Source organism: Streptomyces sp. NPDC001415, assembly GCF_053597395.1.
In genome coordinates, this window is sequence record NZ_JBSFIE010000009.1 from 97,954 (window position 1) to 114,249 (window position 16,296).

The window sequence follows — 16,296 nt, forward strand, 5'->3', positions numbered from 1 at the left end:
TGCCCCAAGGTCACTTGTTGTTGATGACCTTGTCGATCGCGGCGTCCGCTTCCTTAGCGGCGGCCTCGACCGTCTGCTTGCCGGTGCCGATGTTCTGCAGCATGGTCTGCAGGACCTGGGCCTTCTCGACCTGGCCCCAGCCCGGCGCCATCGGGACGAACCAGCTGGACTCGGCCGCGGTGGCCGCCACGGCCGTCTTCGGGTCCGACTTCAGCGGTGCGAGGTCCGTCTTGTTGTTGGGCAGGTTGCTCTTGCCGATCAGGCCCTTCTGGCCCTGGGTGCCGGTGAACGCGTTGATCCACTCGGTGGCGAGGCCCTGGGCCTTGGACTTGACCGGGACCGCGAGGTCCGAGCCGCCGAGGAAGACCGGCATGGCCTTGCCGGACGGGGCCGGCATGACGAAGCTCTCGATCTTGTCGGCGAGCTTGCCGACCTTGTCGTTCTCCGGCAGGGCGGCGTTGGCGCCCTCCCAGGCCGGGCTGAAGACGAGGGCGGACTTGCCCTGGCCGTAGACGATGGGGCGGTCCGCCTCGTCCTTGGTCTTGTCGCCCTTCATGTACTTGTCGACGACGCTCTTGAACTCGGTGAGGCCCTTGACGGACTCCGGCGAGGACAGGTTGGCCTTGAACTTGTCGCCGTCCTGCTTGGCGATGGAGCCGCCGGCGTCGTACACGAAGGACATGGCCGCGTACCAGTCACGGGTGGGCTGGTACCAGGCGCTGAACTTGTCGCCCTGCTTCGCCTGGATCTTGTCCAGGTCGGCGGTCAGCTCGGTGTACGTCTTCGGGGTCGCGGTGATGCCCGTGTCCGCGGCGACGTCCTTGCGCCAGGTGGCCGTGCGGCCACCGGCGTAGTAGGGGACGCCGTAGGTCTTGCCGTTGTACGTGACCGACGCCTTGAGGCCGTCGAGCCAGGCGGCGGAGTTGTCGAACTTGGACGGGTCGACCTCGGCGAAGGCGCCCTTGACCGAGTAGGCGAGCATCTCGGTGTTGCCCATCTCGACCACGTCCGGCGCCTTGTCGGTGGCGAGGACGGCGTCCAGCTTGGCGTTCTTGTCCGGCCAGCCGTAGTACTCGTGGTTGATCTTCAGTCCGGGGTGCTTGGCGACGATCGCGTCGTCGGCCGCCTTCACCAGCTCGGGCCAGTTCTTCTGCGCGTCGACCGTCAGCCAGACGGTGAGCTCCTTGGCGTCGCCCCCCGCTGCGCCGTCCTTCTTGTCACTGCCGCCGCACGCCGCGGCGCCGATCATGATGCCCGCGACGCCGATCGCCGCGATGAGCTTGCGCTTCACGCCACTCTCCTCAGGGATGACTGACCCCGTTGCCTTCTTCGTGGCCCCGCCCACCGCGATGCGGCATACGACGAGTACTGCCCGTGGGGCTGGGTTCTGGTCTTTAATGGTTTAGACCAGTACCGGGAGCTTGGCCTAGACCTTTAGGGGTGTCAAGGGTCGATAAGAACGCCGAGACCGTCCGTTATCGGACCGACACCTCACCGTTCGGGACACTCCCCAACTCCGCCCCCGGCGGCCCGATCCGACCCCCGCCGGGCTGCCGCCGGAGCGCCGGCTGGGCTTTAATGGTTTAGACCAACTTGCACACTTCCCCGCACGTCCGCCGCGCGGCGGTGTATAAGAAGGGCTTGTCGATCGCGTTACCGGACCGACACCCTGACGGAGGGCGACGACCCGTGACCGGTCCGTGCCACCATGTGAGCCGCGACAGACGGAGGAGCCGGTGACGGCAGCAGCGCAGCACTCGGGAAGGCAGGCCATGGCCACCGACGGGAGCGGGAGCGAGACGGAGGCGGGCGCCGGCACCCGCACCGCTCGCGTGCCCAAGTACTACCGCCTCAAGCGCCACTTGCTGGAGATGACGGAGACCCTGCCGCCCGGCACCCCGGTGCCGCCCGAGCGCACCCTCGCCGCCGAGTTCGACACCTCCCGCACCACCGTGCGCCAGGCCCTGCAGGAACTGGTCGTCGAGGGCCGTCTGGAGCGCATCCAGGGCAAGGGCACATTCGTCGCCAAGCCCAAGGTGTCCCAGCCGCTCCAACTCTCCTCGTACACGGAGGACATGCGCGCCCAGGGCCTGGAGCCGACCTCCCAGCTCCTCGACATCGGCTACGTCACCGCCGACGACACCCTCGCCGGGCTGCTCGACATCACCGCGGGCGGGCGTGTGCTGCGCATCGAGCGGCTGCGCCTGGCGAGCGGCGAGCCGATGGCCATCGAGACCACCCACCTGTCCGCCAAGCGCTTCCCCGCGCTGCGCCGCTCGCTGGTCAAGTACACCTCCCTCTACACCGCGCTCGCCGAGGTGTACGGGGTGCACCTCGCGGAGGCCGAGGAGACCATCGAGACGTCGCTGGCCACCCCGCGCGAGGCCGGCCTGCTCGGCACCGACGTGGGCCTGCCCATGCTGATGCTGTCGCGGCACTCCCTCGACGGCCAGGGCGAGCCCGTGGAGTGGGTGCGCTCGGTGTACCGGGGCGACCGGTACAAGTTCGTGGCCCGCCTCAAGCGTCCGGCCGACTGAGCGCCGCCCGAACACCGCACAGAACCGGCCACGCCCCGCTCACGGGGCGTGGCCGTCGCGCGTTCGGGACGCTCCTGTCCAACTCCAGGCGGACTCAGGCACCTTGTGACTGGCAGCTTGGTGCCCGCCCGGAGGAAATCCCTGCTGAGCCCGGTGTCCGGGACGCCGGGCGGGGCCGGGCGGGGTGGCACCGTCCTGCCGCGCGCTAGTGGCCACCCCTTTTTCGGTGACACCCGGGCCCCCGTCGGCCAGTCTTGAACTCGCCAAAGGAAATCCCGCTCCTGACGTAAAGGTGGTTCTCATGCGTGCCAGGTTCCGTTCGGTCGGCGCTCTTCTTCTTCCCGTCGCCGCCACGGTCGCATTCGTACTGACCGCACAGGGAAATGCCGACGCGCCGACCCGTCAGATCGCGGATTCCGTCACCCCCGCGGCCGTCACCACCGTGCCGTCCGGTGACCCTGGCGACGGATTCTCCTGGGGCTGACCCATCTATCTCGTCGGCATCTCGATGACCGCCCGGGCCGGGGACCGTGCCGAACCCCCGACGCGGAGCCAGGTGATGGAGACGCTCCAGCGCGTCGACGAGACCTGTGTCCACGCGGGGCCCGCCCGTGCGCTGGTCATCGGGCAGTCGATCCGGCTGGCCCTCTACCTGCACGGCCTCGACGAGACCGAGGCCGTGGCCCGGGCCCTCGACATCTGCGGGCGACTGCTCGCCGCGTCGCCGGAGTTCGCCCGCTTCCACATCACGGACTTCAGGCTCCTCTGACCGCCACAATTCCGGCCGCCGCTTTCCCGGCACCCCATTCAGCACTGCAGAAACGGAATCGTCATGCCCAGGGCCCGCCCGAGCGTGTCCGTCATCATCCCCAATTTCAATTACGAGAAGACGTTGCGGGCCTGTCTTGAATCGGTGTTCGCACAGACCTGCGCACCGCTCGACGTCATTGTCGTGGACGACGCGAGTACTGACCGTTCACGGGACATCGCCCGTGAATTCCCGTGTGTTCTCATCGCGAGTCCGCACAACAGGGGCGTGTCCGCGGCACGCAACCTCGGCGCCGCCGCCGCCCGTGGCGAGATCCTGTTCTTCCTCGACTCCGACACCGCGCTGGCCCCGGACGCCGTGGCGAACGCCGTCGACGAGCTCGTGGCCGACCCCGGCCTCGGCTGTGTGCACGGCGTGCTGGATCCCGAGCCCCTCTTCGACGACGGCCCCGTGGAGCGCTACCACGCCCTGCACGCCCACTTCTGGCGGCGCCGCGGCGCCGGTGAGGTGCGGACGGCGTTCTTCGCGCTCGGCGCCATCTGGAAGCACGTCTTCGAGGAGATCGGCCCGTTCGACGAGAACCTCCGCGACTCCGAGGACGTCGAGTACAGCGGGCGGCTCGTCGAGCGCCACCGCATCCGCATGTCGCGGGCGGTGACCGGCCGGCACGACGACGTCGACCGGCTGCTTCCGATGCTGCGCGAGCAGTACCGGCGCTCCCAGCTCCTGGTCGCGGCCGTGGGCCAGCTGCGGGCGGGCGGGCTCAGCGCCAACCGGCCGCTCGGCGTGCTCGCCGCGGCCCTCGCCCCACCCGCCCTGCTGCTCGGTCTCCTGTCGCCGTGGCTGCTGCTCGTGCCGGCCCTGTGCGTCCTCGTCTTCGCCTGCGCCGACCCGGGGCTCAGCCGCTTCGTGCTGCGCGCCAAGGGGCCCGGCTTCCTCCTGTGGTTCACCGGCGTCCACTTCGTGCTGCACCTCGCGCTGGTGCTCGGCGCGGCACGCGGTGTCGTGCGCTGGCTCACCGAACCGGACTTCGGGCCCACCGTCCGCCGTCGCGCCCCGGTGCCCGCCGCCGGCCGGAGGTGACGCCCGGGGCCCCGCACGCCTCCTCTCCTCCCCATCCGGTGTCCCCCGCCACCGCCCCGTCAGCAACTGGAGCCTGTCCATGGCCACTTACGGCCCCACGCTCGCCCAGCAGCCGGCCCGCACCCAGCAGGCCCGGCCCCCCAGCCTCCTCCGTGATCTCACTTCCCTCGTCCGCCCGGGCCAGTGGTCCAAGAACCTGGTGGTGGTGCCGTTCGGGCTGCTCGGCGCCCAACGCCCGGCCGGGCAGCTGATCGGCGGCGCGGCCGCGGCCGTCGTCGCCTTCACGCTGGCCTCCGCGCTCGTGTACCTGGTGAACGACATCAGCGACCGCGACCGGGACCGCAGCCACCCGCAGAAGCGCAATCGGCCCATCGCCGCGGGCCGGGTGGGGGTGGGCACCGCCGTGCTGCTCGCCGCCGCGCTCGCCGTCCTGCTCGGCGCGGCCGTCACGTGCTGCGCGCTGCTCGGCGTCACCCCGGCCGTGGCCTGGTGGCCGGTCCTCGCCTACCTCGGCCTCAACGTGGCGTACAGCAGAGGCCTCAAGCACGTGCCGCTGCTCGACGTCTTCATCGTCGCGCTCGGCTTCGTCCTCAGGCTCGTGCAGGGGGCGCTCGCCGCCTCCTCGCCCGTGCCGGACTGGCTGGCGCTGTGCGTGTTCTCGCTGTGCCTGATGCTGATCCTCGGCAAGCGGCGGCATGAGATGACCGTGGGCGGCGTCCTGCACCGCCCGGCCCTGCGCGGCTACACCGTCGGCTTCTTGGACCAACTCCTCGTGTTCGCGGCCGTGTTGAGCGCGATCAGCTATGTACTTCAGGTACAGGACAGTGCCGTGTTCGGCTCGCACGGGACCGCCGTCGCGATGCTCACCGCCCCGTTCGCGCTGTTCGGCCTGGCCCGCTACCTCCAGCTGATCACGGTCGACTCCGGCGGCGGCAATCCGTCCCGGGCCCTGTTCAGGGACCGCGTGACCGTGTTCAACGCGCTGGCGTGGTCCTGCCTGGTCGGCGGCTCCGTGCTGGTCGTCCACACCGCGTCATGACGGCCGCCGACCTCGCCCCGGCCGCGCCGCGCGGCCTCGTGCGCCGGGCCGTGCCCGTCCTGTTCCCGCTCGCCGTCGCCACCGGCATCGGCTTCGCCCTGCACGACCGGATCGGCGATCTGGCCGATCTGGTGGTGCGGCCGGGTGCCGTGCCCTATCTGCTCGGCGCGCTCGCCGCCAACGCGGGTGCCGTGCTCCTTTCCATGGTCACCTGGCGCACCCTGCTCGGTGATCTCGGCCCGAAGGTGCCGGGCGCCGCCGCCACCCGGATCTTCTTCACCTCCTTCCTCAGCAAGTACCTGCCGGGGGCGGTGTGGGGCGTACTCGCCCAGGTGCGGATGGGCCGCGCGGTGGGCGTGCCCGGGCCCGTGATGGTGGCCGTCTTCCTGCTCAATCTGATGGCGGCGGTCCTCACCGGGCTCACCATCGGCCCGGTCGCGGCGCCCTGGACACTGGGCGGCGACGCCTGGTGGCTGCTGCTTCCGGTCGCGGTCACGGTGGCCTGTGCCGTACGGCCCGGCCTCATCAACTCCCTTGCCGCGCTCGGCGCCAGGCTCACCCGCCGCCCCGCGCCGACCGCCACCGCGAGCGACGGCGGGATGCGCCGGGCGATGGCCTCGGCCGCCGCGTCCTGGGCGGTGTCCGGGCTGCACCTGTGGGCGCTCGCCGTGATGCTGGGCGCGCCCGCGGCCAGGGCACTCCCGGTGTGTGTGGGCGGCTTCGCCCTCGCCACCGCCGCCGCGAGCCTGGTGGTCTTCCTGCCGGACGGCTGGGGTGCCCGCGAGGCCGTCCTGATGCTCGCGCTCTCCGCCGTGCTGCCCTGGCAGGCCGCCGCCGCGGCGGCCGTCGCGAGCCGGGTGGTCTGCACCCTGAGCGAGGTCCTGGTCGGCGGGGCCGCGCTGCTCGTGACCCGGGTCTCCGGCAGGCCCGCCGCAGCCGCTTCCTGACCGTCCGTCTCCCACGAAGAGGGATCCCCATGCCACAGCTGTACTCCGTCGACGACTGCGAGTCGCTGACCACCAAGCAGGTCCACGGCCTCTACAAGGACCACGTCAACCGCAGCCAGGTCTCGCTCATGACCTCCTTCGGCTTCGGCCAGGAGCTCGTCGAGCGCGCCGAGGGCGCCTACATCCTCCAGCGCGACGGCCGCCGCGTCCTGGACTTCACCGGCGGGGTCGGCGTGCTCAACCACGGCCACAACCACCCCCGCATCCTGGAGGCCCGCCGGCGCTTCCAGGCGGAGCACCGGATGGAGGTCCACAAGACCTACTTCTCGCCCTACATCGCGGCACTCGGACACAACCTCGCCGAGCTGCTTCCGGGCGATCTGAACATGTCGTTCTTCCCCAACTCCGGCGCGGAGGCGGTCGAGGGCGCGGTCAAGCTGGCGTACAAGTACCACGGCGGGCGGCGCTCGCGGGTGCTGCGGGCCGACATCAGCTTCCACGGCAAGCTGCTGGGCTCGGGCAGCCTGACCGGGCAGAACCAGTCCACCTTCCAGTTCCCCGGCATCCCCGGCGTCGGCGTCTTCCCGTACGGGGACCTGGCGGCCGTCGAGCGCGAGGTCGCGAAGTCCCGTACCGCCAAGGGGGATTCGGACGTCTACTGCATCCTGATCGAGCCGCTGAGCGCCTCCACCATGAACGTCTGCTCGGAGGAGTTCCTGCGCGGGCTGCGGGAGCTGTGCACCCGCGAGGACATCGTGCTGCTCTTCGACGAGATCTACACGGGCTGGGGCAAGACCGGCAGCCTCTTCTACTTCATGCGCTACGAGGGCCTGGTCCCCGACATCCTCACCACCTCCAAGTCGTTCGGCGGCGGCAAGTCCTCCATCTCGGCGTTCATCGCCCGGGAGCCGGTCTTCCGCAAGGCCTACGACAACCTCACCGACGCGCTGCTCCAGTCGACCAGCACCACCTATTACGGGTTCGGCGAGGAGGCGATCACCGCCATTGAGGCGGTCAACATCGCGGTGGAGGACGACTATCCGGCCCGGGCCCGCGCCATCGAGCGCATCCTCGGTCCCGGCCTTGAGCGCATCGCCAAGGAGCACCCGGACGTGGTGTCCGAGGTGCGCGGCGCCGGCGCGCTGCACGGGGTGTTCCTGCACAAGGGCCCCAAGATCCTGGAGCTCGCGACCAAGCTGGTGCCGGGCGCGATGACCAAGGATCCGCGCTTTCGCACCAAGCTCATCACCTCCTCGGTGGTCAACGCCCTCTACCGCGACCACGGCATCTACGCCTACTACACCCTCAACGGCGACAACCCGCTGATGGCGGCCCCCTCGCTGATCACCGAGGACCACGAGGTCGAGTACTTCCTCGACTCCCTCGACGCGACCCTCGCGCAGGGCCTGCCGCGTCTGCTCACCCGTTTCGTCAAGGAGAAGGTGTCGTCGCTGTGGTAGCCAGGACAGTCGTGACCGGCGGTGCCGGGATGCTCGGTTCGACCCTCGTGGAGCGGCTGCTCGCCGACGGGCACGAGGTGCACTGCGTGGACCTCAGGGCGCCGCGCACCCGCCATGAACGCCTCACCCACACCGTCTCGGACGTCCGCGACGCGGTGGCGATGAAGCGGGCGACGGACGGGGCGGACGTGGTCGTGCACTGCGCGGCGGCGCTGCCCAGCTACCCGGCCGACCAGATCCGCTCGGTGATCGTCGGCGGTACGGAGTCGGTGCTGGGCGCGGCCGAGGCCAACGCGGTGCCGCGCTTCGTGCACATATCGTCGACCGCCGTGTACGGGCTGCCCAAGGTGGTGCCCACGCCCGAGGAGTATCCGCGCGAGCCCGTCGACACCTACAGCGCCGCCAAGGCGGAGGCCGAGGAGGTGGCCGAGCGGTTCCGGGGCCGGGAGATGTGCCTGCCGGTCCTGCGGCCCAAGACCTTCCTGGGCCCGGGCCGCATGGGACTGTTCGCGATGCTCTTCGAATGGGCCGAGGAGGGGCGGCACTTCCCCGTGCTCGGCAGGGGCGACGTCCGTATCCAGATGTTCGACGTGGACGACCTGGTGGACGCGGTCGTCACCGCGATGGAGGCACCGGCCGAGCGCGCGGACGGCACGTTCAACCTGGGCGCCACCGAGTTCGGCACCATCCGCGAGGACTTCCAGGCGGTCCTGGACGCGGCCGGGCACGGCAGACGGGTCCGCTCGCTGCCCGCGAGGCCGGCCCTCGCCGCGCTCAGCGCCCTCCAGCGCACCGGTCTCTCGCCGGTCTACGGCCGCCTGCTGCACAAGCTGCTCGACGACTCGTACGTGAGCACCGACCGGGCCCGCGAGCAGCTCGGGTTCCGTCCGCGCCACTCCAACCAGGACGCGATCCTGCGCACCTACGCCTGGTGGCGCGAGCACCGGCGGACCGCGAGCGCCACCGCCAAGGGGCAGGGCGTCACCAGTGTCGAACCGTGGCGGCAGGGGGCCCTCTCCCTCGCCAAGGTGCTGTTCTAAGAGATCCGAGGAGTAAACACCGTGCCCAGCGACCAGCAGCCCTTGGTCTCCGTGATCATCCCCAACTACAACTACGGCCGCTCGATCGGCCTGTGCGTGGAGGCCGCCCAGAACCAGACGTACCCCCAGACCGAGATCATCGTCATCGACGACTGCAGCACCGACGACTCCGCCGCGACCGCCGCCGCCCTCGGGGCCCGGGTGGTGAGCACCGGCACCAACAGCGGGGTCGCGGTGGCCCGCAACCTCGGGGCCGAGCTGGCCCGCGGCGAGGTGCTCGTCTTCCTCGACTCCGACGTGGCGATGCACCCCGACGCGATCGAGCGCTCGGTGGCGCTGCTCGCCGAGGGCGCCGACGGCGCCAAGTACGGCGCGGTGTGCGGGACTTACGAACCCGAGCCGCTGATCAGGGACAGCCTGATCGAGGAGTACCGCTCGCTCCAGCAGTACTACCTGCTGCTGAAGTCCGAGGGTGTCATCGACACCGTGCACACCGCGATCCTGGCGATGCCGCGCGCGGTCTTCGACGAGGTCGGCCCGTTCAACCCGCTGCTTCGCCACACCGAGGACCAGGACTACGGCCGGCGGATCTCCGAGCGGTACAAGGTGCTCAGCTCGGTGGAGGTGCGCGGGCGCCACGACCACGACGACACGGTGCGGATCGTCCTGGACAAGGTGTTCAGCCGGGCCCGTCTCGCCGTGCCGCTGATCCTGAGCCGCCGCGCCCTCCAGGGCGGCTTCGTGACGGGACCCCGCGCGGGCGCGAGCCTCGCGGCCCCGCTCTCGGTGGCGGCCCTGGCCGCGCCCCTGCTGTGGGGCCCGGTGTGGTTCCTTCTCCCGGCGGCCCTGTTCGTCCTGTCGGTCCTCGGCGACCTCGACATGTACCGGGTGGTCCGCAGACACCGGGGGAGGTTGTTCCTCGGGTACTTCGTGGCCGTCAACTTCCTGGTGAACCTGACCGTGTTCGCGGCGATCGGGGTGGCGGGCGTGCAGTGGCTGTGCTCGTCCCGCTTCCGGCACCTCTACGATCCGCGGCCGCGCCCCTCGCAGAGCGCGGCGCTCGGCCCGGCGGTGGGAGCGCGGGGTGTCTGACCTGCGGACCGCGCCCGCCGAAGCCCCGGCAGGACCGGCGCCGGACGTGCCTGCGACGCGGGGCGTCCGGCGCCGGGCGGGGCGCCTGGTGTGCTGGTCGGCGCTCGCCTGGCTGGTGTGTCTCACGGTGGAGCGGGTCGTCGGCGGACGCTACTGGTTCGGTGAACTGGCCGGCGCGGTACCGCCGTTCGCCTTCGTCGTGCTCCCGCTGGCGCTCGCCGCGCTGATCCCGCTGGCGCGCGGCGCCGACCGGTGGCGCACGGGGGCGGCGGTCGTCCTGGCCCTCGTCCTGGGCGCGGGGCAGTCGGGGATCAACTTCGGGGCGCTGTGGTCACGGGACCACGCGGCGGGCCCGGACTCGGTGCGCGTCGTCGCCTGGAACACCAACTCGTGGAACCAACTCCTGGGCACCCAGGACCACTTCTACGCGTTCCTCAAGGCGAAGAAGGCGGATGTCTATCTGCTGCACGAGTACCAGCACGTGACGCCCGACCGCAAGGGCCGCGAGCCCATCGACGATCTGGCGCGGCTGCGCGAGGAGTTCCCCGGGTACGAGATCACCACCGACGGCGAGCTGGTCACGCTCTCCCGCTTCCCGGTCGTCGCCCGGCCCGCGGTCGGCCCGGCCCGCGCCCTGGCGCCGGACGCCGGCTGGAGCACCCGCTACCGACAGGCCAAGGTGCTGCGCACCGACCTGCTGGTCAAGGGGCGGACGGTGTCGTTCTACAACCTCCACATGCCGGTCTGGAACAGCATGACGGACGGCCCGCTCTCGGGGGCCTTCTACTCCCACATGCGGCAGAGCTTCGGCCCCCGGCAGGCCCAGTACGCGGGGCTCGAACAGGACGTGGCCGACAACCCCAACCCGGTCGTCGTGGCGGGGGACTTCAACACCACGGCGGCCATGTCCGAGCTCGACGGGATGCGCTCGCGGCTCGACGACGCGATGGGTGCGAACGACGACCTCTACCCGACGAGCTGGGAGGAGGGCGGCTGGAAGCCGTTCTGGCGCACCGACTGGGCGTTCACCGGTCATGGCGCGACGGCGGACGAGTACCGCTTCGACTCCCCCGAGAAGCTGTCCGACCACGCGGTGCAGGACCTCTGGGTGAGCGTCCCGCCGGCGCCGCGCGCCGGGGAGGGGTGAGGCCGGCCGTGTCCCCCGCCACCCTCGCCACCCTCTGCGCGCTCGGCTGGGGCGCCTTCCTCGGCGCGCATCTCGCCCTGAACGGCCGCTGGTGGCCCTGGCTCGCCGTGTCCCTGCTGCCGCCCCCGCTCTTCGCCGCCGTGCCGCTCGCGCTGCTCGTGGCGTCGGCGGTCACGGGCAGCGGGCCAGGCGCGGTGCTCGCGGCCTGCTGTCTGCTCGCGGGCGGGTCGCAGAGCGGCATCAACTACCGTTCGCTGAGGCGCGGTTCGGGAACGGCCGAGGCGGGCACCGGAATCCGGGTGGTGTCGTGGAACACCCAACACTGGAACCAGGGCCGCGAACCCGACCGGTTCTACGCCTTCCTGCACACCCTGCCCGCCGATGTCTATCTCCTCCAGGAATATCTGAACGGGTTCGAGGGCGGCGAGGTCTGGGACATCGACGACGAGGAGCGGCTGCGCCGCGAGTTCCCCGCACACCACCTGGCCATCGACAACAACTCGGTGACCCTGTCCCGGTTCCCGCTCGCCGCTCCCCCGGTGCCGGTCGGCGCCTGTTCGCTGCGGGTCGACCTGCGCACCCCCGGCGGTGTCCTGTCGACGTACAACGTGCACATCCCGGTCCAGCTCACGGTGATGAACCCGCTCGGGGCGGCGTTCTTCCGGGACATGCGGCGGCGCCATCTGGCGCGGCTGCGCGAGTACGACGCGCTCGTCGCCGACCTGCTCGCCAACCCCCATCCGTTCCTGGTCTCCGGGGACTTCAACACCAGCGCGGCCATCGGCGACATCCGCCGGATGCCGAGGGCCGCGCGCGACGCCATCGGCGCCAACCGTTCGCTGTTCCCGGCGAGTTGGCACGCCCGGTGGAGGCTGCGGCTGTGGCGCATCGACTGGGTCTTCACCAGCGCCGCGGTCCGTGCCGAGCAGTACGCGTTCCGCGACCCGGGCGGTCTCTCCGACCACCTGGCGCAGGACGTCACCGTCACCACCACCATCGAGGAGTCGAACCACTGATGCGATACCGACAGCTGGGCGGCGAGGACGGCCTGCGGGTGAGCACCCTGTGCCTGGGCACGCTCCCCTTCGGCACCCGGATCGACGAGGCGACCGCGTTCGCCGTCCTCGACCGGTTCTACGAGGCGGGCGGCACCTTCCTGGACACCGCGAACACGTACGCCTTCTGGGAGCCGGGTGCGACCGGCGCGGAGAGCGAGCTGGTCATCGGCAAGTGGCTGAGCAGCCGGGGCGTACGGGACGAGATGGTGATCGCCACGAAGGTCGGCGCGCTGCCCGAGCCGCTGGACGCGCCCTGGCCGGAGGCCGCCGAGGGCCTGTCCGCGCCGGTCCTGCGGCGGCAGGTGGAGGCCAGCCTGCGCAATCTGGGCACGGACCGGATCGACCTCTACTACGCGCACATCGACGACCGGAAGACCCCGGTCGAGGAGACGATGGGCGCCTTCGCCGAACTCGCCGACGCCGGCAAGATCTCCCTGCCGGGATGCAGCAACTTCGCGGCCTGGCGGGTGGAGGAGTCGCGCGGCGGGGCCGAGCGCGCGGGCGGCCCCGCGTACGCGGCGGTGCAGCAGCGCTACACCTACCTCCAGCCGCGCCCCGGCGCCGAGTTCGGTGTGAACCCGCACGCCTCCGAGGAGCTCCTCGACTATCTGGCCACCCGCCCCGAGCTGACCTTCGTCGCCTACACCACCCAGCTGACGGGGGCGTACAACAATCCGGCGAAGGAGATCCCCGAGCAGTACCGGCACGCCGGTTCGACGCGGCGACTCGCGGTGCTCGGCGAGGTCGCCGAGGAGCTCGGGGTCGCTCCCGGCCAGGTCGTGCTCGCCTGGGCGCTCGGCGGTGAGCTGCCCGTCCTGCCGGTGGTCGGGGCGAGCGGGGTCGGCCAGCTGGAGGAGTCCCTCGACGCGGTGGATCTGGTCCTGGACGCCGAGGTCAGGGCCCGGCTCGATACGGCGGGCCTCGATGCGGCGAGTTGAGCGGTACGCCGCCGGTCTCGCCCGTCGCTCCGCCGGCCACCGTGGGTTCGTGTGCCTGCTGTGGCTCACGGTGCTCCTGGTGGGCGGAGCCGTGGCGGTGGGCGGCCTCGGCCGCCTGGACCAGAGCTTCACGGCCTCCGGCCAGGACGGCTCCCGGGCCAACGCCGCGATCACCGAGCGGTACGGGTCGGGCGCGGGCGTCGCCCCGCTGGTCGCCGTCGTCACCTGGCCGGACGGCACCGACGGCCGCTCGCCCGGCGCGACGGCCCGCCTCGCGGCCGGCCTGACCGGGGCGACGGCGCCCGGCACCCGCGTCCTGTCGTACGCCGACACCCGTGACGAGGCGTTCCTCTCGCGCGACGGGCGCACCACCTATGCCCTGGTGTATCCGCGCTCCGGCGAGCCGGACCTGGCCGGTCTCACGGTCGTACGGGACGCCACGGAGCGGCTGCGGACCGGGTTGCGCGCGGAGCTGCCCGGCGCCCGGGTCAACGTCACGGGCGTCCTTCCGCTCCAGGACGACAGCGCCGCCGCAGGATCGGGCCTCGGCCTCCAACTGGCCAAGGCGGCCTGTGCGTTGCTGGCCGTCGCGCTGCTCGTCAGGGCGTTCCGGCTGCCGATCGCGCTCGTTCCGCTCCTGGTGACGGCGGTGTCGTCGGTGGCGGCCCTGCTCGTGGTCGTCGCACTCGCGGGCTTCATGGAGCTGAGCCTGGCCGTGGTGTACCTGATCCCGGTGGCGGCCCTGGCGCTCTCGCTGCGGCGCACGTGGCTCCTGGTGTCGGCCTGGCGGGCGGAGCTCGCACGCGGGTCGGACCCCCGGTCCGCCGCCCCGCACCGGGCGGGAGTCGCACTGGCCGGCCCGGCGACGGCCGGGGCCCTCGCCGGGACCGCGTCCCTGCTCGCGCTGGCCCTGTTCCCCGTCCCCTTCCTGCGCTCGATCGGGCTCGCGGGCGCGGCGGTCTGCGTGACGGCGACCCTGGCGTCCCTCACGCTCGGCCCGGCCCTCCTGGCGTGGCTGCCCGGCGGGTGGCTCACCAAGGGACGGGAGTCCGCGGGGTGGCGGCCGCGTCATCAACTGCCCGACAACTCAAGGTTGTTGAGGGGTGAATCCCGGTTCTTGCGCCGCCTGTCGGCCGTCGGGCTCCTCCTGGCCATCGGGCTGCCCACGGTCGCGTCCGGGTTCCTGACCACGGGCAATCCGCGCGCCGAGGCGCTGGTGCGCGGCGGGCCGGCGCGGGACGGGCTCGACCAGCTGACGGCCGCCGGGATCCCCACCGGCGTGCTCAACCCCCTTGATCTGCTGGCCCCTTCGGGCACCGACCCCGCCCGGGTCGCGTCCTCGGCCGCCCGGGTCCCCGGCGTGCTGACCGCGACCGCGCCGCGGGGCGCCGCCTGGCACCACGAGGGGTCCACCCTGGTCGCCGTCGTCCCGTCCGGCGAGCCCATGTCGGACTCCGGCCGCCGGGCGATGGCGGACGTGCGGGCGGCGGCCGGCGCCACGGGGGCGGTGGCAGGCGGCTCGGGGGTGCCCGAACTCGACCTGGTCCAGGGCGTGTACCGCGCCGTTCCGGCCGCTCTCGCGGTCATGGCGCTGCTCGTCCTCGCCGTGGTCGCCCGTCTGCGGTCCGCCCGGGCGGCCCTGCGCGCCGCGGTGTGCGGGGCCGTCGCGCCGGTCGCGGTGAGCGGACTCCTGGTGCTGGTCTGGCAGTACGGCGTGGGCGCCGGGCTCCTCGGCGGGGTGGGTGCGACGGGGGCGGTGACCGGGTGGGTGCCGCTGGTGGCGGGTGCGTTCGCCTTCCTCGACGCGGTCGACCGCGCCGTGACATCCGGCTCGGCGGGGCGTCCCCGGCTCGGCGCCGGCCCCTTGACGGCCCTGTCACTTCTGGCCATCGGGCTCGGCCCCCAGGTGGAACTCTCCTTGCTGGCTACGGGACTTGGCGGTGCCGCCCTGCTCTGCTCCGCGCTGCTCCGGGGCCCGGCCGTACGGTCCGAAAGGGCACGGCGAACCGTCCGGGAAAAGAACACGGAACCCACCGCAAGTGCCCTTCCGGCCACGCCCGCGTCACCTTATTGGTCTAGACCTAGATCACCGCTCGGCCATACGATCCCCCTGGTCGAACCATCGGACCACGCACAGTGACGTGACGGCATACGCGAACCTGGGGGAACCCGCATGCTTGAGGCACTCGGAATCCAGCAGTCCACAGAGATCGTCTATCGGCTCCTGCTGGAGCAACCCGACTATGGGGTACCGGAGTTGGCCGAGCAGCTGGGTTGGCCGGAGGGTGAGGTCAGGGCGGCGCTCGCCCATCTCGCGGACCTCAGGCTCGTCCTCATGGACGACGCCGCGGACGGCGCCGCCCCCTTCAACCCCGATGTCGGGTTCGCCTTCCTTCTCTCGCGCGCCGAGGCCGAACTGACCAAGCGCAGACGCCAGGTGGAGCGGGCCGAGCGGGCGGTGGCCACGATCCTGGCCAAGTTCAGTGAGGGCGCCACCTTCCGGCACGACGTGGTCGACCGGATCCACGGAGTGGACGCGGTACGCGAACGCCTCGAAGACCTGGCCGGCAGCGCCCGCGCCGAGTGCCTCTCCCTCCTGCCGGGCGGCGCCCAGCGGCCCGACACCATGGACGCGAGCCAGCCCCTGGACGAGCTCGCGCTGGAACGCGGGGTGAAGATCCGCAGCATCTACCAGGAGAGCTTCCGCAACGACCCGCCCACCCTGGAGTACGTGCGCTGGTACTGCGACCTCGGCGGCGAGGCCCGTACGGTGCCGATCGTGCCGATGCTGATGGTGATCGTCGACCGCGGCGCGGCGCTCGTCCCGGTGGACCCGGGCGATGCGCGGGCCGGCGCGCTCGAAGTGCGCAGCCGCGGTCTGGTCAACGCGCTGGTCGTCCTCTTCGACCATCTGTGGGAGTCGGGCACCCCGTTCGGGGAGACCCCGCGGCGCAACGAGCACGATCTCTCGCCGCAGGAAAGGGAGTTGCTCCTGCTCCTCGGCATCGGCTGCACGGACGACGTGGCCGCGCGGCGGCTCGGGATCTCGCTGCGTACGGTGCGCCGGATGAACTCGGACCTCATGTCGCGCCTGGGCGCCCGCAGCCGTTTCGAGGCCGGCGTCCGGGCGGCCAAGGAGGGTTGGCTCTGACGTCTTGACGGCTGCGGCGCCGGGAACCCCCGTCC

The 16,296-nt window shown here is 71.8% G+C and carries 15 protein-coding genes; 14 read left to right on the plus strand and 1 reads right to left on the minus strand.

Annotated elements, in window-relative coordinates; all coding sequences use genetic code 11:
• Positions 1–10: 10 nt before the first annotated feature.
• On the minus strand, positions 11–1,291 hold the full coding sequence (locus ACWC2B_RS14750) for an extracellular solute-binding protein (protein WP_450716830.1): 1,281 nt from the start codon (positions 1,289–1,291) through the stop codon (positions 11–13).
• Between the two features lie 481 nt (positions 1,292–1,772).
• Here ACWC2B_RS14750 and ACWC2B_RS14755 point away from each other — a divergent pair, with 481 nt between their 5' ends.
• The 14 genes from ACWC2B_RS14755 (at position 1,773) to ACWC2B_RS14820 (ending at position 16,261) form a co-directional block, all read left to right on the plus strand.
• A complete protein-coding gene (locus tag ACWC2B_RS14755) occupies positions 1,773–2,537 on the plus strand; it encodes a GntR family transcriptional regulator (protein ID WP_450716987.1) in 765 nt (254 codons plus the stop codon).
• 301 nt (positions 2,538–2,838) lie between these two features.
• Complete coding sequence (locus tag ACWC2B_RS14760) at positions 2,839–3,021, plus strand: hypothetical protein (RefSeq protein WP_450716831.1); 183 nt, start codon at positions 2,839–2,841, stop codon at positions 3,019–3,021.
• A 75-nt stretch (positions 3,022–3,096) separates the two neighbouring features.
• Complete coding sequence (locus ACWC2B_RS14765; RefSeq protein ID WP_450716832.1) at positions 3,097–3,306, plus strand: hypothetical protein; 210 nt, start codon at positions 3,097–3,099, stop codon at positions 3,304–3,306.
• A gap of 63 nt (positions 3,307–3,369) precedes the next feature.
• Positions 3,370–4,389, plus strand: a complete 1,020-nt coding sequence (locus ACWC2B_RS14770; RefSeq protein WP_450716833.1) for a glycosyltransferase family 2 protein — start codon at positions 3,370–3,372, stop codon at positions 4,387–4,389.
• Positions 4,390–4,468: 79 nt separating this feature from the next.
• A complete protein-coding gene (locus tag ACWC2B_RS14775; protein ID WP_450716834.1) occupies positions 4,469–5,428 on the plus strand; it encodes a UbiA prenyltransferase family protein in 960 nt (319 codons plus the stop codon).
• On the plus strand, positions 5,425–6,375 hold the full coding sequence (locus tag ACWC2B_RS14780) for a lysylphosphatidylglycerol synthase domain-containing protein (RefSeq protein ID WP_450716835.1): 951 nt from the start codon (positions 5,425–5,427) through the stop codon (positions 6,373–6,375). Before ACWC2B_RS14775 ends, ACWC2B_RS14780 begins: the two co-directional genes overlap by 4 nt.
• 29 nt (positions 6,376–6,404) lie before the next feature.
• The gene (locus tag ACWC2B_RS14785; protein ID WP_450716836.1) at positions 6,405–7,835 is read left to right on the plus strand and encodes an aspartate aminotransferase family protein; all 1,431 of its coding nucleotides are present in this window, start codon (positions 6,405–6,407) and stop codon (positions 7,833–7,835) included.
• Positions 7,829–8,875, plus strand: a complete 1,047-nt coding sequence (locus ACWC2B_RS14790; RefSeq protein WP_450716837.1) for an NAD-dependent epimerase/dehydratase family protein — start codon at positions 7,829–7,831, stop codon at positions 8,873–8,875. The genes ACWC2B_RS14785 and ACWC2B_RS14790 overlap by 7 nt, the downstream gene beginning before the upstream one ends.
• Before the next feature lie 21 nt (positions 8,876–8,896).
• Positions 8,897–9,967, plus strand: a complete 1,071-nt coding sequence (locus tag ACWC2B_RS14795; RefSeq protein WP_450716838.1) for a glycosyltransferase family 2 protein — start codon at positions 8,897–8,899, stop codon at positions 9,965–9,967.
• Positions 9,960–11,114, plus strand: coding sequence for an endonuclease/exonuclease/phosphatase family protein (locus tag ACWC2B_RS14800; protein WP_450716839.1), 1,155 nt, complete (start codon positions 9,960–9,962; stop codon positions 11,112–11,114). The genes ACWC2B_RS14795 and ACWC2B_RS14800 overlap by 8 nt, the downstream gene beginning before the upstream one ends.
• 8 nt (positions 11,115–11,122) lie before the next feature.
• Positions 11,123–12,130, plus strand: coding sequence for an endonuclease/exonuclease/phosphatase family protein (locus ACWC2B_RS14805; protein WP_450716840.1), 1,008 nt, complete (start codon positions 11,123–11,125; stop codon positions 12,128–12,130).
• Complete coding sequence (locus tag ACWC2B_RS14810) at positions 12,130–13,110, plus strand: aldo/keto reductase (protein ID WP_450716841.1); 981 nt, start codon at positions 12,130–12,132, stop codon at positions 13,108–13,110. The genes ACWC2B_RS14805 and ACWC2B_RS14810 overlap by 1 nt, the downstream gene beginning before the upstream one ends.
• Positions 13,097–15,250, plus strand: coding sequence for an MMPL family transporter (locus tag ACWC2B_RS14815; RefSeq protein ID WP_450716842.1), 2,154 nt, complete (start codon positions 13,097–13,099; stop codon positions 15,248–15,250). The genes ACWC2B_RS14810 and ACWC2B_RS14815 overlap by 14 nt, the downstream gene beginning before the upstream one ends.
• Positions 15,251–15,283: 33 nt before the next feature.
• Positions 15,284–16,261 (plus strand): LuxR C-terminal-related transcriptional regulator, encoded by a 978-nt coding sequence (locus ACWC2B_RS14820; RefSeq protein WP_450716843.1) that lies wholly within the window; start codon positions 15,284–15,286, stop codon positions 16,259–16,261.
• Positions 16,262–16,296: the final 35 nt, after the last annotated feature.